Raw genomic sequence first — 21325 nt, forward strand, 5'->3', positions numbered from 1 at the left:
CCGCCGCCCCCAGGACCCCCTCAGACCAGATGTAAGACTTCGACCCCGAAGGTGGGATTGACGACCCGTGCTCGACGTCAACTTCTTCGATGAACTGCGAATCGGCCTGGCGACCGCTGACGACATCCGTCAGTGGTCCCACGGCGAGGTCAAGAAGCCCGAGACCATCAACTACCGCACCCTCAAGCCGGAAAAGGACGGACTCTTCTGCGAGAAGATCTTCGGCCCCACCCGGGACTGGGAGTGCTACTGCGGTAAGTACAAGCGTGTCCGCTTCAAGGGCATCATCTGCGAGCGCTGCGGCGTCGAGGTCACTCGCGCCAAGGTGCGTCGTGAGCGGATGGGCCACATCGAGCTGGCCGCGCCCGTCACGCACATCTGGTACTTCAAGGGCGTGCCGTCACGCCTCGGCTACCTCCTGGACCTTGCCCCCAAGGACCTCGAGAAGGTCATCTACTTCGCCGCCTACATGATCACGTGGGTGGACGACGAGCGCCGCACCCGTGACCTGTCCTCGCTGGAGGCCCAGGTCTCCGTCGAGCGCCAGCAGATCGAGCAGCGCCGCGACTCCGACCTGGAGACCCGCGCCAAGAAGCTCGAGGGCGACCTCGCCGAGCTGGAGGCCGAGGGCGCCAAGGCGGACGTGCGCCGCAAGGTGCGCGAAGGCGCCGAGCGCGAGATGAAGCAGCTCCGTGACCGGGCCCAGCGCGAGCTGGACCGTCTGGACGAGGTGTGGGCCCGCTTCAAGTCCCTCAAGGTCCAGGACCTCGAGGGCGACGAGCTGCTCTACCGCGAGCTCCGTGACCGCTTCGGCACGTACTTCTCCGGATCGATGGGTGCTGCGGCGCTGCAGAAGCGCCTGGAGACCTTCGACCTGGAGGAGGAGGCCGAGCGCCTCCGCGAGATCATCAAGACCGGCAAGGGCCAGAAGAAGACCCGTGCGCTCAAGCGCCTCAAGGTCGTCTCCGCGTTCCTGCAGACCACCAACAAGCCCTCGGGCATGGTGCTGGACTGCGTGCCGGTGATCCCGCCGGACCTGCGTCCGATGGTGCAGCTGGACGGTGGCCGCTTCGCGACCTCCGACCTGAACGACCTGTACCGCCGCGTGATCAACCGCAACAACCGCCTCAAGCGGCTCCTGGACCTCGGCGCGCCCGAGATCATCGTGAACAACGAGAAGCGCATGCTTCAGGAGGCCGTGGACGCGCTGTTCGACAACGGCCGCCGTGGCCGTCCGGTCACCGGTCCTGGCAACCGGCCGCTGAAGTCCCTGAGCGACATGCTCAAGGGCAAGCAGGGTCGTTTCCGTCAGAACCTGCTCGGCAAGCGAGTCGACTACTCGGCCCGTTCGGTCATCGTCGTCGGCCCGCAGCTCAAGCTGCACCAGTGCGGTCTGCCGAAGGCCATGGCGCTGGAGCTCTTCAAGCCGTTCGTGATGAAGCGCCTGGTGGACCTGAACCACGCGCAGAACATCAAGTCGGCCAAGCGCATGGTCGAGCGCGCCCGCCCGGTGGTCTGGGACGTCCTCGAAGAGGTCATCGCCGAGCACCCGGTGCTGCTGAACCGTGCGCCCACCCTGCACCGCCTCGGCATCCAGGCCTTCGAGCCGCAGCTGGTCGAGGGCAAGGCCATCCAGATCCACCCGCTCGTCTGCACCGCGTTCAACGCGGACTTCGACGGCGACCAGATGGCCGTGCACCTTCCGCTGTCCGCGGAGGCGCAGGCCGAGGCCCGCATCCTGATGCTGTCCTCCAACAACATCCTGAAGCCGGCCGACGGTCGCCCCGTCACCATGCCGACCCAGGACATGGTGCTGGGTCTGTTCTTCCTGACCTCGACCCGCGACCCGGAGACCCTCCGCGGCGTGGGCCGGGCGTTCGGGTCGACGCCGGAGGCCGTGATGGCCTTCGACTCCAAGACCCTGGACCTGCAGTCCGAGATCGACCTGCGGCTGCCGCTGGGCACCGTGCCGCCGCGCGGCTGGACCGCGCCGGTGGACGAGGACGGGAAGCCGACCTGGCAGGAGGGTGAGCAGCTGCGTCTGCGCACCACCCTGGGCCGCGCGCTCTTCAACGAGCTGCTGCCCGAGGACTACCCGTTCGTCGAGGAGGAGATCAACAAGAAGGCGCTCTCCGCGATCGTCAACGACCTCGCCGAGCGCTACCCCAAGGTCGTCGTCGCGGCGACCCTGGACAACCTGAAGGCGGCCGGTTTCCACTGGGCCACCCGCTCGGGCGTCACCGTCTCCATCTCGGACGTCGTGGTCCCGCCGAACAAGCCCCAGATCCTGGAGGGCTACGAGGCGCAGGCCGAGAAGGTCCAGAAGCAGTACGAGCGCGGTCTGATCACCAAGGACGAGCGTCAGCAGGAGCTCGTGGCGATCTGGACCAAGGCGACCAACGAGGTCGCCGACGCCATGAACGCGAACTTCCCGAAGACCAACCCCATCTTCATGATGGTGGACTCCGGGGCTCGCGGAAACATGATGCAGATGCGTCAGATCGCCGGTATGCGCGGTCTGGTGTCGAACGCCAAGAACGAGACCATCGCGCGACCCATCAAGGCGTCGTTCCGTGAGGGCCTCTCCGTGCTGGAGTACTTCATCTCCACCCACGGCGCCCGTAAGGGTCTGGCCGACACCGCCCTGCGTACCGCCGACTCCGGCTACCTCACCCGTCGTCTGGTCGACGTCTCCCAGGACGTCATCATTCGCGAGGAGGACTGCGGCACCGAGCGCGGCCTCAAGCTGCCGATCGGCACCGTTGGCTCGGACGGCGTGCTGCGCAAGGGCGACGACGTCGAGACCAGCGTCTACGCCCGCATGCTGGCCGAGGACATCGTCGTGGACGGGGAGGTGCTGGCCCCGGCCAACACCGACCTGGGCGACGTCCTGATCGACGAGCTGATCCGCCGCGGCATCTCCGCGGTCAAGACCCGCTCGATCCTGACCTGCGAGTCCGCCGTCGGCACCTGCGCCATGTGCTACGGCCGCTCGCTGGCCACCGGCAAGCTGGTCGACATCGGTGAGGCGGTCGGCATCATCGCCGCCCAGTCCATCGGTGAGCCCGGCACCCAGCTGACGATGCGTACCTTCCACACCGGTGGTGTGGCCGGTGACGACATCACCCAGGGTCTGCCGCGTGTGGTCGAGCTGTTCGAGGCCCGCAACCCGCGTGGTGTGGCCCCGATCAGCGAGGCCGAGGGCCGGGTCCGGATCGAGGACACCGAGAAGACCCGCAAGCTCGTCGTCACCCCCGACGACGGCAGCGAGGAGATCGCCTACCCGGTCTCCAAGCGCGTCAAGCTGCGGGTGTCCGAGGGCGAGCGGGTGGAGGTCGGCCAGCAGCTGACCGCCGGTACCGTCAACCCGCACGACGTCCTGCGCATCCTGGGCCAGCGTGCCGTCCAGATCCACCTGGTGGCCGAGGTCCAGAAGGTCTACAACTCGCAGGGTGTGTCGATCCACGACAAGCACATCGAGATCATCATCCGGCAGATGCTCCGTCGGGTCACGATCATCGAGTCCGGCGACGCCGAGCTGCTGCCCGGCGAGCTGGTCGAGCGCGGCCGCTTCGAGACCGAGAATCGTCGTGTGGTGTCCGAGAGCGGCCAGCCCGCCTCCGGCCGTCCGCAGCTGATGGGTATCACCAAGGCCTCGCTGGCGACCGAGTCCTGGCTGTCGGCCGCCTCCTTCCAGGAGACGACCCGGGTGCTCACCGACGCGGCGATCCACGCCAAGTCGGACCCGCTGCTGGGCCTCAAGGAGAACGTCATCCTCGGCAAGCTCATCCCGGCCGGTACGGGTCTGCCCCGCTACCGCAACATCCGGGTGGAGCCCACCGAGGAGGCCAAGGCCGCGATGTACTCGGCCGTCGGCTACGACGACATCGACTACTCGCCCTTCGGCACCGGCTCCGGCCAGGCCGTCCCGCTGGACGACTACGACTACGGCCCCTACACGGGCTGACCGTCGCAGACAGTGCAAGAACCGCAGGGCGGTCGTTCCCGAGAGGGAGCGGCCGCCCTGCGGCGTGTGCATGGCTGGTCGCGCAGTTCCCCGCGCCCCTGGACGTCTGCAACTGGATCAGTTGCACATGCTGGGGGCGCGGGGAACTGCGCGACCAGCCCACTGCGGTCGGCAGCGGAACCGCTGGACGCCCTAGCCGCGCATGATCATTCGGGCCAGCGTCTCCATGTCCAGCTCCTGCGGGGCCGCAGCGCCCCGGTTCCGGTGCATCCGGTCGTACGTGGGCATCCGCTGCTCGGCCCGGGTGCCGGGGGCGCGTTCCACGACCGTCACGCCGCTCTCGGCCTCCAGCACCGGCGCGTACCCCGCGGCGCGCAGGGCCTCCAGGGTGGCGCTGGGGGCGTGGGTGCTGATCAGCACCGTCGGCGCGATCCGGCGCAGCCCCAGTTTGGCCAGCACCCTGGTCCTGGACAGCTCCAGCACCAGCGCCTCGTCGTCCGAGCGGATGCAGCAGGCGGAGCGGACCACCCGGACCCGGCCGTGGGTCCTGCCGGTGTCCCTGACCAGGTACTCCAGCGGCTGGGGGAGTTCGCCCTCGGCCGCCTCCCGCAGCTCGGCGAGCAGATCGTCGGCGCTCATGCCGGCGTCCAGCGCCCGGCGTACCGAGGCGGCGCTGAAGCGCCAGACCACCGCATGCCCCTCCGACTCCCGGTCGGCGGCCGAGCCCATCAGCTCGGCCAGGGCCGCCGAGGGGGCGCCGGCGGCGACAGCCGTCAAGTCGGCCTGGAACCTGGCCTTCTGCTGCGGTGGGGGCAGCAGCGCCGTGCAGGCCTCCCGCAGCAGCCGCAGCGGGCCCTCGTAGGCATCGCCGCCCTTGGCGGCGATGCCCGGGACGCAGGGGAACCAGTCGGCCGCGTCGGTCTCCAGCAGGGCCAGCACCGCCTCGCCCAGCGGGGTCGGCCGGCCGTGGGCCAGCACGCCCAGCTGCTCCGCCTCCAGCAGCGTCTCCAGCACCCGGCTGAGACCGTCCTCGTCCAGGGTGACCAGACCGGGGCTGTACCAGCCGACCAGCCGGACCAGCTCCTCCAGGGTCTCCGCCGCGAACGCCGCCACCGGGCCCAGGCCCTGGCCGGCCGGCAGTGAGGCCAGCGCCCGGAGCAGCTCCCGGCGCAGCGGCACCGCCTCCTGGTCCTGCGGTGTCACCAGGGCGACCGGGGTCTCCTCGCGGTACTCGGGCCACCAGGTCAGGATCTCGGGGATGACCGCCCAGGTCGCCACCAGCGGCACCAGCCGCTCGGCGGGGGAGCGGGACAGCCAGACGTCGTAGCGCCCGGTCGGCAGCAGCCGCAGCGGGGTGCTTGGTACGGCCGGGCGACGACCACGCCCCCGGGGCGCCGGGCCGTCCGGCACCTCCTGGTGGTCCGCGAGCAGATCGGCGTTGTAGGCGAGATCCAGCCACAGCCGGGTCTGCTCCTCCGGCGCCTCGATGGCCTTGGCCAGCCTCCTGGTGTCCCTGACCGCGAGGCCGCCGGATTTGCGGATCCCCGGGGGAGCGGCGGCGCAGGCGGCCAACAGCAGCTCCATCCTGCGGCTCGCCGAGGCGGCGGCGGCCTGCGCCTCGCGCAGGGCCTCCGGCACCGGGTGCACCCCGGCGGTGAGCACCGGGGGCTCGGGGTCGAAGCGCGCGGTGATCCGTCCGTCGGCCGCCGCGTCCAGGATCTCGTAGGGCATCTCGACCAGGTCGGGTCCGATCGGGACCAGCATCCCGTGCTCGGCCAGCCAGTCCGTGGCCGGGTCGCCCGATCCGCCCGGCCGCAGCTGGTACTTGGTGGCCGCGCCGTAGTGGAAGCCGCCGAGCGGGACGAAGCAGTGGGTGCGCAGCAGCGGCGGTCCCTGCACCAGCAGCTGCAGCATGTCGGCCGCGTCCGGCGGCGCTCCGGCGATCAGCGAGCGGACCAGCTCCCGGTTGCTCAGCGCGGCGACCACGGCGGCCTGCGCGGTCTCGCGGTTGCGGCTGGACGGCAGATCCAGTCCGGCCGCGATCCGGTGCACCTCGGGTGCGTTGAAGGCATCGCTCATCAGCTGGGCGGCCGGGCGGCTCAGGCCCATGGTCTCGGCCAGGTGCCGGTGCACGAAGCCGGGCAGCGCCAGCTCCCCGGCCCCGGCCGGCAGCACCAGGGCCAGCCGTTGAAGGTCCGTCAGGACCCGTTCTGCGGCGTCCCGCAGGCCCTTGTCGTCGCCGGCGAGGAACGTGAGTAGTTCCTCGGTCGCCACCGGGCGGGAGGACGGCTCCAGCGCGGTCCAGTAGGGCTGCGGCATCAGCGCCCCGTGCCGCCGCGCGGCCAGCCACACGCCTGCGGACAGCAGCTGCAGGGCGGGGGCCGTCAGCCTGCCCACGGCGTCGCCGACCGAGCGGTCCTCCAGCAGCCGCTGGGCCAGGTCGTCGAGGCTCTGCGGGCCCCGGCCGGTGCGCCGGGCGTCGCTGCGGACCCGGCGCGCCTCCAGCAGCTCGGCCAACTCGTCGGCGGTGAGCGTGGCGAGCAGGGCGGCCAGGGCTTGTGCGGATTTCACGGGGGTGCTCCAGGTACGTGCCGACGGTCCTCCGACGTTAGCGCGTGCGGCCCTCCGGGCGGGGCGGGTCTGTGGGGAACCACCGTGGGCGGGGGCCGCTGGGGATCTGGGCTGCGGACCGTAGCTGGCTGGTCGCGCAGTTCCCCGCGCCCCTAGGGGGCTGCAACTGGCTCAGTTGCAATTGCTCAGGGGCGCGACAAACCATGCACACGCCTCAAGCCTTACCGCGATAGCTCCGCCCCGTGCCCCCGCAATTGCGCGCGGTCGGCGGCAGCGCGTCCCTGGGTCCAGCCGTCATAGTCGCTGGCCCGGATCGCCCTGCCCGCGCGGGCGTTGGGGAACAGCTGCTCGGTGGAGCGCCGTACCGCCTCCTCCCGGGCGGCCAGCACCGGCAGCAGCGCGGAGGAGTCCTCGCGGCCCTCGGCCCGCAGCCCGACCAGTGCCTCCTCGGTCGCCTGCGCGGTCGCCCCGGAGAGCCGCTCCCTGATCCGCGCGGCGTAGGAGATGAGGAACGACTGCCGGAACGCCTTGGTCCGGGACCCCCCGGCACCACCGCCCTGTATCCCCGCACTGTTCATCGCACCGGTCGCCTGGACCAGCAGCGAGGTGTAGAGCAGCTCGACCGCCTCCAGGTCGGCCGGGAACCCCACCACCGTGCAGAAGCCCAGCTCCTTGGTCCACAGCGACGTCGCCCGGTTGGCGCCGGCCACCGCGTCCAGCAGCAGCGCCTTGGGCGCCTCGTAGGGGTTGTCCACCCCGATCCGGCAGGCCCCCGGCTCGACCCTGCTGCCCGAGGAGGCCGCGAGCAGCGCCTCGTCGATGCTGTGCTGCGCCATCAGCTGCTGGGCCTTGGCGGTCAGCGCCTCCGCCTCGTCGGGGAACTCGGTGGACTCGGCCTTGGCCAGCAGCGCCCGGATCCGGCCGAGCATCCTCGGCTCGCTCCCGGTCTTCTGGACGAACGGCAGGGCGGAGCCCGGGCTACGCGGCACGGTCCCCGGCGGCGGGCCGAGCAGCGTCAGCGGCGGCAGCCGGCCGATCAAGCGGTACAGCTCCAGCAGCAGCGTGGCGACCGAGAAACGGTCCAGCCGCTCCCGGTCGGCGACGCCGGGCAGGAAGGCGTCGTCCTGGCCCCACCAGTCGGCGGCCTCCAGCTCCCGCAGCTGCCCGGACCAGCGCGGGTCGAGACCCGCCGCCGCGTAGCCGCGAAGCTCGGCGGCCATCAGGTCGACGGCCAGCCGCAGGTGTCGCCCCGTCAGTTCGCGGCGTACCGCCCGGGCCAGGTCGGCGGGCTGCCAGCCGGCCTGCCACAGTCGCGCCAGCTGCGCCCCGCTCACCAGCAGCACCGCCCGGCCGGTCTCCGGCCAGCGCGCGGCCGGCTCGGAGAGCAGGCTGGCCGCCTGGTCCAGCGCGAGAGGGTGGGCGTCCTCGGCGGCGTACAGCACCGCGCCGCACGCCGTCTCCACCAGCTCCCGCAGCGGGGGCTCCTCCTGCTGCGCCCGGGCGTGCCCGGCCTGCTGGTAAGCCTGCTGGTGGGCCGTCTGGTCCCGCTTCTTGACCCGGCGGTAATGCGGGTTGCGCCTGCCCATGACGACCCTCCTTCGCTTCCTCGGTGCGGCCCGTTTCGGTGCCGCGACTGTCCCATTGTCCAGGAAGCGCCCGCCGAGCCCCGAAGAACACGCTCCGCGACATTATCGAAGCAGGGTGTGACATCACAGGGGGAACCGCCCTGCGGCATTCCCTCTCAGGAAGTCTGCGGCAGGAACGCCTCGAGCTGCCGCAGACGGGTGTGGTAGTCCGGATGGGATGAGAGGAGCTTGGACGCGAGGCTCGGCTGCTGCATCGCCTTCGCGCCGACTTGCCGCTGTGCCTCCAGTTCCTCGCCGTGCATCTTGGTGAGCACCTGGATCATCACCTGGGCGAAGCCGAGCTCCGCGGCCTTCAGATCGGCGCGCAGCTCCGCACGGCGACCGACAGCCGCCAGCAGGTAGGGGGCCAGCAGCACCAGGAGCAGCGGCCAGAAGGTCACCGCCGCGCTGATCACGATGGCGGCCGCGATGATGATGACTGCGGCCCCCAGACAGAAGAAGCTCTGGGCGAGCAGCACGGCGAAATATGTCACCTTGCGCAGCGCCTGCCAGGCGAACCGACCGGGCAGCGAGTACCACAGACCCAGCAGGCCGGACCAGGCGTGGCCGCCGGTGTGGTGCCCCAGTTCGTGTGCGAGCACCCCGGCCAGCTCGGCAGGCGGAAGCGTGGTCATCGAGTAGTGGGTGACCCCCACGATGTGGCCGGCGGCGGCGTAGGCGTTGAGGTCGGCACTGTCCTCGATCCACAGGTCGTAGGTCGAGCCCTCGATCCCGGCGCGGGTGGTCACCTCGCGCCAGATGGGGTTGAGCCAGTCGAGTTCCTGGCGCGTCGGATAGCGCAGGTTGAGCAGGTAGCGGGCGAAGAAGCGCTCGGTGGGACGGTGGAAGACCAGCGCCCCCGAGGCCAGCCAGGCGATCAGGACCACGTAGGTGAGGAACGTGGGCAGGAAGCCGGCCAGCACGTAGACGACGATGAGACTGCAGACGAAGTTGGGTATGCGCAGCAGGAGCACGCCGATCGCGGTGCGGTCCGCGCCGCGCTGGTGCGCGGCCATGTGGATCCGCCCGGTGCTGAAGGCGAGCTTATCGGTCTCCAGTGACTGGTCCGGGGGCGCGGCCGGGGGCGGGACGGCTGGTGCCGACGGTGCGTCGGGGGGCTGGAAGGGGCTCTGCACCGGGTACGCGGGAGGAGGGAGGAGCGGTTCCGCCTGCGGGTACTGCGGCGGGGCGGGGTACTGCGGCGGCGCCGCAGGGTACTGGGGTGGTGCGGGGTACTGCGGTGCGGCCAAGGGCTGTTCGGCCTGCGGGTACGGGGGTGCGGCCGGGTACGGCTCGGCGTGCGGGTACGGCGGCGGGGTGGGGTAGTACTGCGGCGGGACCGAGGGCTGTTCGGCCTGCGGGTACGCCGGCTCCGTCGGGTACTGCGGTGGGTCCGGTTCTTCGGGCCACTGCGTCGGCTGGTTCATCGTGTGCCTTTCGATTCGGGTTCGGTTCCGCCGTTGGCGGGCGTGGGGAGTCAGTGCAGGACGAGTGATAGAGCAAGCAGCACCGCGCTGAGGGCGAACGCTGCGAGACCGGTGCGTACGCACAGGTGCTTCCTCGACACGATCAGGCTGTTGCTGGCGAGTGCCGTGAGCAGGGCTGCCGACGGGTCACGTTCGGTGTCGGCGAGCGCCTCCGCGAGCCGTCCCAGTGCCACCGCCTGGTTGATGTCCTGGAAGTAGGTGAGGGGGAGCCCGGGATGCCAGTCGCTCTTCCGGTAGCGGGGCAGGATCGCCAGCAGCAACGAGACCAGTGCGATGCCCAGGCTCACCGTCCCTGGCCACCAGGCTGCCGCCGAAGCCGGCGGGAGTCGGCCCGGTGACCAGTCGTGCCCGGACAGGAGTCCGGCCAGCAGTCCGGCTGCGATGCCGAGTGCCGCCACGAGCACGGACGCCTTGTTGTCCGCGCGGGCGATCTCGTCACGCAGTTCGGCGAGCAGCCGGGTGCCGACGATGGGATCCCAAGCAGGTTGCGGGGGTGCTGACGCCGGCGCGCCGACCGGACTGTTGCCTGCTGACATGGCTGCGGCTCCTCGCCGTCAGGAGGGTGGCGGTTGGTCGGAGACGGGCTGCCCGGGTGCCGTCGGGTACCCCGGCGGGAGTTGCGGCTTGCCGGGCGGGTCCGAGGGCTGGGGTGACGCGGCAGCGGACGGGGCAAGGATGTTCTTCAACTGCCGTAGGGCCTCCTTGGCCGGCTCCTCCAGCTGGAAATTCTCGAACGCCTTGTTCTCGATCATGTTCTCGATCAGATGCATCTGGTTCTGCACCCGGATCTGCTCGTCCTGCCGGAGGCTCTCCAGGGCGTGGCGCATGTCGTCCGGGTGCTGGGCCACCTGCAGGGCCCACTGCTGGACGCCGCCCCGTTCGAGGTAGTACCGGTAGAAGTCCGCCTTCTGGGTCAGGAGTTGCTGCTCCTGCTGGGCCCGGAGCTGCTGGTACTCGAACTCGGGGGTGGCGGCCTGCATGTCGTACTTGATGCCACGGAGCCGGGACTGGTGCTCGCGGGCCGCGGCATCGAGGTCGAGCCGCGCGGTGCAGGTGATGCGCAGGCCGACGTCCTCGGCGATGGGCCTGCCGCGAAGCTGCTCCTGGACCGCTGTCTCGGCATCGGCACTGTCCTCGACCGAGAACTTGCGGCTGGCCGCCCGCATCAGGCTCTGGATTCTCGGCGAGATCAGCGCCGGGGCGTCACGGATGCCACTGCTGACGACCAGGGCGGGGGCGATCACCTGCCAGGTGACGTCGACCTCCGCCTGGAAGCAGAAGGCGTCGCCCTGGGACGGCAGCGAATGGACCAGCTCCAGGTGGTGGATGCCCATGTCGACCTCGTACACGGCGCGGTAGCCCCGGGCCGTGAGTTCGGCCCGACCGGGTCGGTGCGGTGGCAGGTAGGCGTCGAGCTTGCCCGAGCCGTCACTGAAGACGAGCGCCCGGTCGGCGTTGGCGGTGGGACGGCGAGCGAGGTGGTCGAGCCGCGACACCTGTCGTACGACCGCGACCGGGTCGACGATCTCGCTGTTACGGCGAGCGGACTGACTCCACTCGGGAATCTGCCGGAAGTCCGGCATGGTGGCCCTCCTGGTCTGGATGTCTGTTGAGGCTGAGGCAGCTCAGAACTGCCGGTTCGGGTCGGGGTCGGGCAGGTCGGCGGCGACAAGAAGGCGTCGGCAGATGTGAGCCAACGGGGTGTCCCTGTTCGCCTCGGCAAGGGTCCGCACCAGGTGGCTGAGGCGCAGCCGGTCGTCCTCGGTCACCGCCAACGCCCGGAGCAGGGAGGCGATGTCCTGTTCGGCGTCCGGGTCGTGCTCGGCGGTGCGGATCCAGTGGCGCAGCAGTTCTCTGGCGTCGTCGGTGTACTCCGGTTCGGAGAGGGCGGCCCACCAGAGGCAGACCAGGTGCTGTCGGTCCTGGGGCTCGTCGGCCTCGGCCAGCGTGGTCACCGAGGGAGGGCCACCTCCGGTCGCCGCGCCGAGGGAGTACCAGCGCAGCAGGGAGGGCCAACTGAGGGGGGTGCTGACGGCGTCCTCGGAGTACCAACCGGCCTGGAGGAAGGCGATCAGGGCCAGGTCGCGCTTGGCTCCCCGGGGTTCCAGCCAGGAGACGAGCCGGGCCAGTACCAAGGAGCGGCTGGTCGTCACCAACAGCAGGGAGGTGGCGCTCCGCAGAGCCTCCCTCTCGTCCGGGCCCGGGTCGGCTTCCGGTTTGGAGACCAGGTCGCCGAGGTCGCGAAGGGCCTCCTCCGGTGCCACCGACCCGATCAGGCCATGGCTGCGGATCCCGGTCCATCTGACCCGCTCGTCCGTGCTGAGGCACCAGTTGCGGAGGATCAGGGGCACTGCGGCCGCGCCGGTGGACCAGGCGAGCAGGGTGAGCGTGTTCGCCGCCTGGAGCCGCAGCGTGTACAGCGGCGACGAGGCCCAGGGCTGCAGGAGCCGCGGCATGACGGAAGGCAGGTCGAGGGCGGCCAGCACGGCGGTGGCGCTGGCCGCACGGGTGCGTACCAGCGGGTCGCCACTTCCGGCGAGGGCGCTGATCCAGTCGATCAGGGCAGGCCGGGCCGAGGGATGGCCCAACCAGACTTCGCGCAGCAGCGCGGACCGGATCCGCTGGTCGTCGAAGGTGGCGATCTGCTGGGGAAGGGCTCCCCAGACGGTGGTCTCGTTGCGTTCGGAGAGCGTGGCCCGGGCCGACTCGAGTCGTTGCCTCGCCGGGAGGCCGAACACCGGTGTGCCGGCCTGCTGTTCGGGATTCTCGATCTGCTGGAACCGCGTGTGGAGTTCGTCCCCGCGCTCGGCGGCGAGCGCGTATGCGGCTCCGTCGAAGACGGCGAGGGAGACCAGGAAGGCCCTTTCGCGGAGGTCGGTGTCGGCGTTCGCGAACCAGTGTGCGATCTGTGTCTCGACGGCGCTCAGGTCGAGCTCGGAGAGCTCCTCCTCGGTGGCCTCCCCGGAGGAGTAGCGGGCCAGCACCTGGGCGTAGTCCTTGACCTCCTGCGGCGTGCGGGTGCTGCTGAGGAAGCTGCGGGTGGCCGGCAGTGCCAGGAGCTCGCCGACCCCCAGCGTTTCCGGTCGCAGGCCCGGGGCCGACGCGCTGTCCGAGTCGCTCGGCCGCCGGCCGAGCTCCACCCGGACGTGGGCGGTGAGCATCGCCTCACATGTGGGCGGCGTCCAGTCCGCGGTCCAGTTGTTCCGCCTGAGGTCGGTCAGGAGAGGTGAGTCCTCAGTGGTGATGACGAGGTATCCGTCGTCCTTGGCCAGCTTCGTGCGCAGGGTGCGCAGCCGGTCCTCCGAGAGACGCCGGTTCCTGCTGACCGGGAGGTCCCACAGAACGTATCCGGGCGCGGGCTCGGTCTGGTTGAGCATGTCGTCCGGGCCGACGCCGGTGTCCAGGACCCGGACGGCACGCACCTTCAGAGCTCGGAGCAACGCCTTCGAGGCCGCGCAGCGACCGCTCGAATGCTTTCCGGTGAGGACCAGCACGCGGGAGTCGCGCAGTCGGGTCAGGGCGGTCTCGAACCCGTCGCCCTTCTGGAAGACCTCCATGAGTCGGTCGATCTCGGCAGCGGTGACCTCGCCCGCGTAGCGGGGAGCGCTCGTGCCGGGCGCGTTGTGGTGGTGCACTTCGGTCTTGTTGCCGGTGATGACGTCGCCGAGGACCCGACCGCCCGACACCGTGTGCTGGTCGCCGCCGATCAGATGGCCGCTGACGCCGGGCGGCAGGTGGTCGAGGAGCTCCTGGAAACCCTCCCAGGCACCCTGGGGCGGAGGGCCTGTCGTCGGGCCGGCGGTATCGGATTCCGCGTCGGCGCCGCCCCTGGCCTCTTCCTTGGCTTCGCCCTTGGCCTCGCCTTTGCCAGCGCCCTTGGCGTCCGCCTTTCGGCCGGGATCCGCCGCCGGGTCGGCGGGGTTCGCGTCAGGATTGCTGGTCATCGGTTCCCCCGTGGTCGGTTCTCTTGTTGCCGAAAACGACGTCTCCGGTGATCTGCCCGCCCGAGACCATGGTCTGATCGCCTGCGATCAGGCTGCCGCCGAAGGACGGCGAACCTCCCAGGAACTGGATGGCGTTGCCCGCCGGAGGTGCTGGGTGCTCCGTCGCCCGCGGCACGTCCGTCGGCTCCCCCGTGGCCGGCGGCTCGTCCGACGGCTGCCGTACCCCGGCGGGCTCCGTCCCGGCCTCGGCCGGCACGGCGGTGGCACCGCCGGTTCCGTGCACCCAGGCGGTGATCGGCCCCTCCTTCCCGGCGATCCGGACCTCCCCGAACTCCTCGGGGCGGATCCCGGGATGGCCGTGGCGGACGACGCCCCGGTAGACGGATTCCGACACGCACAGAACGCTCTGGTCGGCACGGTCCCGAAGCGCGGTCCTCAGGGCGTCCGAGTTCAGCAGCCGGAACGCCTGGTTGAGATCCCAGCCGACGACTCCGCCGATGACCCCGGCGATCTCGTGCAGGGCGACCTCACCGGAGGCGAGCACGACGCGCAGGCGTACCTGGGTACTGCTCGCGGCAACCCGGTTGTAGCCGTGCAGGATTGCCGGAGTCTCGGTGAGCAGGGCCTTCAGCAGGCGGGTCTTGGGAACGGCTGGGTCGATCAGGCTCATGACCGAGTCGCCCCGGTCCTCCAGCCGTAGCGCGGTCTGCTCGACGCCCGCCCTCTCCAGGGTCTCCCGGACGACGTCATAGAGGACTCGCCGCATGAAGGTCTGCTGTACGTCGTCGTGCTTTCCGAACCCTTCGATGTCGAACAGCAGGATCGTTCGGTTGGTGGGTTCTGGCATGGCTGCCTCTCGACGGCTTGTTCGTTCAGAAGCAGGTTGGCGTGAATGCCGTGAACCAGTGAGGACGGAGGGCACATCCGTTGTGTGACAGAGTGCACAGAGCGAGTGTCTGAGCCCTTGCGGCGACAGATAATCGATGGAACCAGAGCGAATCAGTCGTATATCTGATCGGTTCTGCGCAGCAGTTCGGGTCGCAGGATGACCAGGCGACGCCGGTTGGTGGCGATGACGCCGCGCTCCCGCAAGACCCTCAGCAGTCGCGTCACGGCCTCGCGCGAGGCCCCGACCGAGCCCGCCAGCTCCTGCTGGCTCAGCGGGACGGCGACCACGATGCCCTCGTCGGTGGTGATCCCATGGGCGCGGGCGAGCTCCAGCAACAGCCCTGACAGGCGCTCGCTGACGGTGAGTGCCCCGAACTCCAGCCTGCGTTGGTCCCCGCTGCGCAGGCGGTCCACAGTGAGACTGAGCAACTGCAAGGCGGCATGCGGCGTCCGGTGCAGATAGTCGGTGAACTGGTCCTGGTCGACGGCGACGGCCTCGACGGACTCCAATGAGGTCACTGTCGCGGATCTGGGCCGCCCGCTGACCGCGGCGGACTCCCCGACTATGTCGCCGGGACCACGCAGGGCGAGCAGCGCCTCGTAGCCGTTGACCGCGGACACCGTCACCTTCAACCAGCCGTGCACGATCAGGAGCACATGGGCCGAAGGCTCCTCCTGCCTTATGACGACGGACCGGGCGGGATAGCGGATGGTCCGGCCCAGAACCAGCAGGGACTCCCGCTCGGCCTGCTCGAGGCGCGCGAGGAAGGGAACCCGGTCGTCGAGGCTGCGGTCCGCTCGGGACGCCGGTCGCCGGCGAGTCGGCGGTGATTCGTCGGCCGCACCCCAGAACTCGCCTGCGCTCATCAAATCCCCCGATTGCTCCACGTTCCAGGTGTGTTGACTGGAAATACAGAAAGTACTCGGGTGCCGGAGGCGTCAGCCAGGCTTTTGCCAAGTTGCCGGGGTGGCGAATTCAATTCCACTGCGACGGCTGTTCGACACGTCGATTTGCGGTCGCCGTACCGTGGGGGAGACGGTGGAACCGACGGTTGCCGATGCGGTATCCGTCCGCGTGATCGTCATCGGGATCGACGGTTGACGCGAGGCTCGGCCGGACGCGTGTGGCAAGCTGTCCCCCGCCCGGTCCCGCCCGCGGCACAACCAGACCGCCAAACCCAAATGAACGAGCAGACCCAGGGGTTGAACGAGCGATGGCAGGCCCTGCGATAACCCGTACGCACCGTGTACTCATCGGCGTGGTCGCCGCCGGTGCCTTCATCATCGCCGGTATCGGCTTCACCGGCTCCTATGCCGCGGTGCGTGAACTGGCCCTGCACAAGGGCTTCGGGAACTTCTCCTATGTCTTCCCGATCGGCGTGGACGTCGGCATCGCCGTCCTGCTGGCGCTGGATCTGGTGCTGACCTGGCTGCGCATCCCCTTCCCGCTGCTGCGGCAGACCGCGTGGCTGCTCACCGCCGGGACCATCGTCTTCAACGCGGCCTCCTCCTGGGGGGATCCGCTGGCGATGGCGATGCACGCCATCATCCCGGTGCTCTTCGTGGTGGTGGTGGAGGCGGCCCGGCACGCCATCGGGCGGATCGCCGACATCAGCGCGGACCGGCACATGGAGTCGGTTCGGCTGATGCGCTGGCTCCTCTCGCCGGTGCCCACCTTCCGGCTGTGGCGGCGGATGAAGCTGTGGGAGCTGCGCTCCTACGACGACGTGGTCCGGCTGGAGCAGAACCGGCTGGTCTACCGCACCCATCTGCGGGCCAGGTACGGCCGTGGCTGGCGCCGCCAGGCGCCGATCGAGACCCTGCTGCCGCTGAAGCTCGCCAAGTACGGGGTCCCGCTGGACCTCGACCTGATCCGCAACACGCCCCTGTCCGCTGCGGAGCAGGTCGCGCCGGCGCTTGCCCCCCAGCTCGCGCCGGTGGATGCGCCGGTGAACGCGCCCGCGCCCGCACAGTTCGCCGGGCCGGCGCAGCAGCCGGAGCCCGCGCCGGTGCAGTACATGGACCAGCTCCCGTTCGCCCGCCCCTTCGCCCAGGGGGCTCCTGCGGCGCCCATGGCTCCCGAGGTCCCGCAGTCGGTCCTCGGCTTCCGTCCGGTGCCCCGGACCCGGCCGGTGCCGGACCCCGACCCGGTCGCCGTCCTCACCAAGCTGGTCAACGCCCGCCACCGGATCCCCACCGAGCCCGAGCCGGTCGACGCCGAGCCGGTCCAGGACGACCAGGGCCCCGAGGTGTGGTTCTCCGCCAGGAACTCTCCCGAGTCCGAGAGCGCCGCCCAGCCCGACCCGGCCGTCGAGCCCGAGCACGCCACCGACACCGCCGACCCCCTCGACGCCTACCTCGACGGCCTGCTCAGCTACCGCGAGGCGCACGGCGTCGACCCGGACCCGGACCGCCTCTCCGAGCACCTCTACACCAACCACGGACTCGCCGCCCCCAGCGGTGACCAGCCGATCGGCGCCGAGGCGCTGCGCCGGCACTGGCCCGAACTCCAGCAGCGCTTCGCCGCCCGCTTCGAGTAGCCGCCGGGATCCGCCGCCCGCCCGGGTGCTGAGGTTGTGTCACAACTCCTCTACACAGCGCCCGGGCACGATGCGATCTCCCCGAACGTCTTGCACTATGGGACAAGACCTATGGATGAAGACGCTTGGCATTTAGACGCCGTGCCCGGGCCCAGCCGCCGGGGTGCAACCGGGGAGGTCGCCGATGTCCACGCACCAGGAGCCGAAGCATCCGATGCAGCGGTGGCAGGGCGCGCAGTCGGCACGCCCCGGGCGACCGACCGTTCCGTACGGTCAACCGCCCGTGCCCGCGCAGCCGCGGTCGGCCATGGACGGGATCGCCGGAATGGCCGGCATGCGGGCCTCGCACGCGGACCGCGAGCGGACCGTCGACGTGCTCAAGGCCGCCTATGCCGAGGGCAGGCTGACCCCGGACGAGTACAACGACCGGGTCGAGCAGATCTACCGCTCGCAGACCTATGGTGAGCTGTCCGGGGTCATCCAGGACCTCCCCAGCGGCCCGATGCCGGTGCCCTATCTGACGCCCGCGCCAGTGATCCCCGCCGTCTTCGCCCCGGCCCCGGGCGGCTATCCGCTGCCCGGCCCGTACGCCTACGGCCGTCCGTTCGATCCGTACAGCGTGAACCCCTACGCCCCGCCGCCCCGGCTGCGCCGCACCAACGGCCTCGCGGTGGCCGCCCTGGTGCTGGGCCTGGCCGAGCTGCCGACCCTGGGCGTGACCGCCCTCCCCGCGCTGATCTGCGGCCACATCGCCCGCGGCCAGCTGCGCGACCGGGACGAGGACGGCGACGGGATGGCGGTGGCCGGGATCGCGCTGGGCTGGATCGCGGTGGCGATCTTCTTCGTGGTGCTCTTCCTCGGCGTGGCCGCCGGCCACAGCACCGGCGGCGGGATGATGCCCGCCCCCGCCGCTCCCGCGGCGCCGGCGGCCGGCGGCAACTGAGCCCTGCCGACCCACCCGTCCCAGCACACTCCGCCCGCCCTCGCAACTGCTCCGGCCACCACCGCGCTGACCTGCGGCTGCCTATGTGTTTTGACCCGCGCCGATGCGCTGGGTACGCTCTGACCTTGTGCCTGGGGTGTCCCCGGGTCTCTTGTGCGTGCGTGCATATCAGCCGCCGCGTCATGGGAACCGCGCTTCCACACCGCTCCTCCGCAAGGAGTCGAGGGGATGGGAAGCGGCCCGACACACCCGACCGCGTGGGTCGGCGTCGGAGAGACACAACCAGGGTAGTTTCACCAGAGATGGCACAAAGAAGACGGAGATAGCGTGCCTACGATTCAGCAGCTGGTCCGAAAGGGCCGGCAGGACAAGGTCGAGAAGAACAAGACGCCCGCACTGAAGGGTTCGCCTCAGCGCCGCGGCGTCTGCACGCGTGTGTACACGACCACCCCGAAGAAGCCGAACTCGGCTCTCCGCAAGGTCGCCCGCGTGCGCCTCACCAGTGGTATCGAGGTCACCGCCTACATTCCGGGCGAGGGTCACAACCTGCAGGAGCACTCCATCGTGCTCGTGCGTGGCGGTCGTGTGAAGGACCTGCCGGGTGTGCGTTACAAGATCATCCGCGGTTCGCTCGACACCCAGGGTGTCAAGAACCGCAAGCAGGCCCGCAGCCGCTACGGCGCCAAGAAGGAGAAGTAAGAATGCCTCGTAAGGGCCCCGCCCCGAAGCGCCCGGTCATCATCGACCCGGTTTACGGCTCCCCTGTGGTGACGTCGCTCGTCAACAAGATCCTCCTGCACGGCAAGCGCTCCACCGCCGAGCGCATCGTGTACGGCGCCCTCGAGGGCGTCCGCGAGAAGACCGGTGCAGACCCGGTGGTCGCGCTCAAGCGCGCCCTGGAGAACGTCAAGCCGACCCTTGAGGTCAAGTCCCGCCGTGTCGGTGGCGCGACCTACCAGGTGCCGGTCGAGGTCAAGCCGGGCCGTGCCAACACCCTGGCGCTGCGCTGGCTCGTCGGTTACTCCCGCGCCCGTCGCGAGAAGACCATGACCGAGCGTCTGCTCAACGAGATCCTGGACGCGAGCAACGGTCTGGGCGCCTCCGTGAAGCGTCGCGAGGACACCCACAAGATGGCCGAGTCCAACAAGGCCTTCGCGCACTACCGCTGGTAGTCCGAACCCCGTCAGAAACAAGAAAGAGAGAGACGAGCCACCATGGCTGCAACCTCCCTTGACCTTGCCAGGGTCCGCAACATCGGGATCATGGCGCACATCGACGCGGGCAAGACGACCACCACTGAGCGGATCCTCTTCTACACCGGTGTCTCGTACAAGATCGGTGAGGTCCACGATGGCGCTGCCACCATGGACTGGATGGAGCAGGAGCAGGAGCGCGGCATCACGATCACGTCGGCCGCGACGACCTGTCACTGGACGGTTGACGGTGTGGACAACACCATCAACATCATCGACACGCCGGGCCACGTCGACTTCACCGTCGAGGTGGAGCGTTCGCTCCGCGTGCTCGACGGTGCCGTCACGGTGTTCGACGGTGTGGCCGGTGTCGAGCCCCAGTCCGAGACCGTGTGGCGTCAGGCTGACCGCTACAACGTCCCGCGTATCTGCTTCGTCAACAAGCTGGACCGCGTCGGTGCGGAGTTCTTCCGCTGCGTCGACTCGATCATCGACCGGCTGGGCGCGACCCCGCTGGTCATGCAGCTGCCCGTCGGCGCCGAGGCGGACTTCCAGGGCGTCATCGACCTGGTCCGCATGAAGGCGCTGCTCTGGTCGGCCGAGGCCGCCAAGGGCGAGATGTACGACACCGTCGACATCCCGGCGTCGCACGCCGAGATCGCCGAGGAGTGGCGTGCCAAGCTCATCGAGACGGCCGCCGAGGGCGACGACGAGCTGATGGAGCTGTTCCTGGAGGGCGAGGAGCCCACCGAGGAGCAACTGGTCGCCGGCATCCGCCGCGGCACCATCGCCGGCAACTTCACCCCGGTCTTCTGCGGCACCGCGTTCAAGAACAAGGGCGTCCAGCCCCTGCTCGACGCGGTCGTGAAGTACCTCCCCTCCCCGATCGACGTCGAGGGCGTCATGGGCCACAAGCCCGGTGACGAGTCGGTGGAGATCTTCCGCAAGGCCTCGGACGACGAGCCGCTGTCGGCGCTGGCGTTCAAGATCATGTCGGACCCGCACCTGGGCAAGCTCACCTTCATCCGGATCTACTCCGGGCGTCTCGAGGCCGGCACCGCCGTCCTCAACTCGGTGAAGGGCCGCAAGGAGCGCATCGGCAAGATCTACCGCATGCACGCCAACAAGCGTGAGGAGATCGACTCGGTGGGCGCCGGCGACATCGTCGCCGTCATGGGCCTCAAGCAGACCACCACCGGCGAGACCCTGAGCGACGACAAGCAGCCGGTCATCCTGGAGTCCATGGACTTCCCGGCCCCGGTCATCCGCGTCGCCATCGAGCCCAAGTCGAAGGGCGACCAGGAGCGTCTGGGCGTCGCGATCCAGCGGCTGGCCGAGGAGGACCCGTCCTTCCAGGTCAACACCGACGAGGAGACCGGCCAGACGATCATCGCGGGTATGGGCGAGCTGCACCTGGAGGTGCTGGTCGACCGTATGAAGCGTGAGTTCCGGGTCGAAGCCAACGTCGGCAAGCCCCAGGTCGCGTACCGCGAGACGATCCGCAAGGCCGTCGAGCGTATCGACTACACGCACAAGAAGCAGACCGGTGGTTCCGGCCAGTTCGCGAAGATCCAGATCGCGATCGAGCCGCTGGACACCGCCGAGGGCTACGAGTTCGTGAACAAGGTCACCGGTGGCCGCGTTCCGAAGGAGTACATCCCCTCGGTCGACGCCGGTGCGCAGGAGGCCATGGAGTTCGGCGTGCTCGCCGGATACCCGCTCCAGGGCGTCCGCGTGATCCTGCTCGACGGTGCCTCCCACGACGTCGACTCCTCGGAGCTGGCGTTCAAGATCGCCGGTTCGATGGCGTTCAAGGAGGGTGCCCGCAAGGCGTCCCCCGTGCTCCTCGAGCCGATGATGGCCGTCGAGGTCACCACGCCCGAGGACTACATGGGCGATGTGATCGGCGACATCAACTCCCGCCGTGGCCAGATCCAGGCCATGGAGGAGCGTAGCGGCGCACGGGTCGTCAAGGCCCTCGTCCCGCTGTCCGAGATGTTCGGCTACGTCGGCGACCTGCGCAGCAAGACGTCGGGCCGCGCCAGCTACTCGATGCAGTTCGACTCGTACGCCGAGGTTCCCCGGAACGTGGCGGAAGAGATCATCGCTAAGGCCAAGGGCGAGTAAGCACCGGGACATCCCGGTACGTACCACCCTTTAGGCTGTA

Annotated in this window: 14 protein-coding genes; 6 read left to right on the forward strand and 8 right to left on the reverse strand. The window is 69.9% G+C overall.

Annotated features, from left to right (window positions below):
• Positions 1-67 precede the first annotated feature (67 nt).
• On the forward strand, positions 68-3967 hold the full coding sequence (locus ABH941_RS12105; protein WP_134003908.1) for a DNA-directed RNA polymerase subunit beta': 3900 nt from the start codon (positions 68-70) through the stop codon (positions 3965-3967).
• 192 nt (positions 3968-4159) lie between these two features.
• On the opposite strand, the gene ABH941_RS12110 is transcribed toward ABH941_RS12105, so the two are convergent.
• From ABH941_RS12110 to ABH941_RS12145, 8 genes are all read right to left on the reverse strand, one after another.
• Positions 4160-6538, reverse strand: coding sequence for a helicase-associated domain-containing protein (locus ABH941_RS12110; RefSeq protein ID WP_370128924.1), 2379 nt, complete (start codon positions 6536-6538; stop codon positions 4160-4162).
• Positions 6539-6759: 221 nt separating this feature from the next.
• Positions 6760-8124, reverse strand: coding sequence for a DUF2786 domain-containing protein (locus ABH941_RS12115; RefSeq protein ID WP_370128925.1), 1365 nt, complete (start codon positions 8122-8124; stop codon positions 6760-6762).
• A gap of 155 nt (positions 8125-8279) precedes the next feature.
• On the reverse strand, positions 8280-9590 hold the full coding sequence (locus ABH941_RS12120; RefSeq protein WP_370128926.1) for a M48 family metalloprotease: 1311 nt from the start codon (positions 9588-9590) through the stop codon (positions 8280-8282).
• 50 nt (positions 9591-9640) lie between these two features.
• A complete protein-coding gene (locus ABH941_RS12125; protein ID WP_370128927.1) occupies positions 9641-10186 on the reverse strand; it encodes a Pycsar system effector family protein in 546 nt (181 codons plus the stop codon).
• A gap of 18 nt (positions 10187-10204) precedes the next feature.
• Positions 10205-11233 carry a PE-PGRS family protein gene (locus ABH941_RS12130; RefSeq protein WP_370128928.1) on the reverse strand — a complete coding sequence of 343 codons (1029 nt, stop codon included), beginning with the start codon at positions 11231-11233 and terminating at the stop codon, positions 10205-10207.
• A 42-nt stretch (positions 11234-11275) separates the two neighbouring features.
• Positions 11276-13594 carry a hypothetical protein gene (locus ABH941_RS12135; protein ID WP_370128929.1) on the reverse strand — a complete coding sequence of 773 codons (2319 nt, stop codon included), beginning with the start codon at positions 13592-13594 and terminating at the stop codon, positions 11276-11278.
• Positions 13578-14441, reverse strand: coding sequence for a hypothetical protein (locus ABH941_RS12140; protein ID WP_370128931.1), 864 nt, complete (start codon positions 14439-14441; stop codon positions 13578-13580). The genes ABH941_RS12135 and ABH941_RS12140 overlap by 17 nt, the downstream gene beginning before the upstream one ends.
• Positions 14442-14593: 152 nt before the next feature.
• Positions 14594-15349: a Crp/Fnr family transcriptional regulator gene (locus tag ABH941_RS12145; protein ID WP_370128932.1), complete on the reverse strand. Its 756-nt coding sequence runs from the start codon at positions 15347-15349 to the stop codon at positions 14594-14596.
• A 347-nt stretch (positions 15350-15696) separates the two neighbouring features.
• Between ABH941_RS12145 and ABH941_RS12150 the strand changes: the two genes are divergently transcribed.
• From ABH941_RS12150 to fusA, 5 genes are all read left to right on the forward strand, one after another.
• Complete coding sequence (locus tag ABH941_RS12150; RefSeq protein WP_370128933.1) at positions 15697-17022, forward strand: DUF2637 domain-containing protein; 1326 nt, start codon at positions 15697-15699, stop codon at positions 17020-17022.
• Between the two features lie 283 nt (positions 17023-17305).
• Positions 17306-17965 (forward strand): DUF1707 domain-containing protein, encoded by a 660-nt coding sequence (locus ABH941_RS12155; RefSeq protein ID WP_370128934.1) that lies wholly within the window; start codon positions 17306-17308, stop codon positions 17963-17965.
• A 327-nt stretch (positions 17966-18292) separates the two neighbouring features.
• Positions 18293-18664 carry a 30S ribosomal protein S12 gene (rpsL, locus tag ABH941_RS12160; protein WP_014144289.1) on the forward strand — a complete coding sequence of 124 codons (372 nt, stop codon included), beginning with the start codon at positions 18293-18295 and terminating at the stop codon, positions 18662-18664.
• A gap of 2 nt (positions 18665-18666) precedes the next feature.
• The gene (gene rpsG, locus ABH941_RS12165) at positions 18667-19137 is read left to right on the forward strand and encodes a 30S ribosomal protein S7 (protein WP_030251646.1); all 471 of its coding nucleotides are present in this window, start codon (positions 18667-18669) and stop codon (positions 19135-19137) included.
• Between the two features lie 42 nt (positions 19138-19179).
• Complete coding sequence (gene fusA, locus ABH941_RS12170; RefSeq protein ID WP_370128935.1) at positions 19180-21285, forward strand: elongation factor G; 2106 nt, start codon at positions 19180-19182, stop codon at positions 21283-21285.
• The last annotated feature ends 40 nt before the right edge of the window (positions 21286-21325 follow it).

The organism is Streptacidiphilus sp. EB103A (genome assembly GCF_041261405.1).
Lineage (GTDB): Bacteria > Actinomycetota > Actinomycetes > Streptomycetales > Streptomycetaceae > Streptacidiphilus.

Coding starts and splice junctions, on each gene's coding strand:
- ABH941_RS12115 (WP_370128925.1), bottom strand. CDS start 8,124: ATGGGCAGGCGCAACCCGCATTACCGCCGGGTCAAGAAGCGGGACCAG.
- ABH941_RS12120 (WP_370128926.1), bottom strand. CDS start 9,590: ATGAACCAGCCGACGCAGTGGCCCGAAGAACCGGACCCACCGCAGTAC.
- ABH941_RS12125 (WP_370128927.1), bottom strand. CDS start 10,186: ATGTCAGCAGGCAACAGTCCGGTCGGCGCGCCGGCGTCAGCACCCCCG.
- ABH941_RS12130 (WP_370128928.1), bottom strand. CDS start 11,233: ATGCCGGACTTCCGGCAGATTCCCGAGTGGAGTCAGTCCGCTCGCCGT.
- ABH941_RS12135 (WP_370128929.1), bottom strand. CDS start 13,594: ATGACCAGCAATCCTGACGCGAACCCCGCCGACCCGGCGGCGGATCCC.
- ABH941_RS12140 (WP_370128931.1), bottom strand. CDS start 14,441: ATGCCAGAACCCACCAACCGAACGATCCTGCTGTTCGACATCGAAGGG.
- ABH941_RS12145 (WP_370128932.1), bottom strand. CDS start 15,349: ATGAGCGCAGGCGAGTTCTGGGGTGCGGCCGACGAATCACCGCCGACT.
- ABH941_RS12150 (WP_370128933.1), top strand. CDS start 15,697: ATGGCAGGCCCTGCGATAACCCGTACGCACCGTGTACTCATCGGCGTG.
- rpsG (WP_030251646.1), top strand. CDS start 18,667: ATGCCTCGTAAGGGCCCCGCCCCGAAGCGCCCGGTCATCATCGACCCG.
- fusA (WP_370128935.1), top strand. CDS start 19,180: ATGGCTGCAACCTCCCTTGACCTTGCCAGGGTCCGCAACATCGGGATC.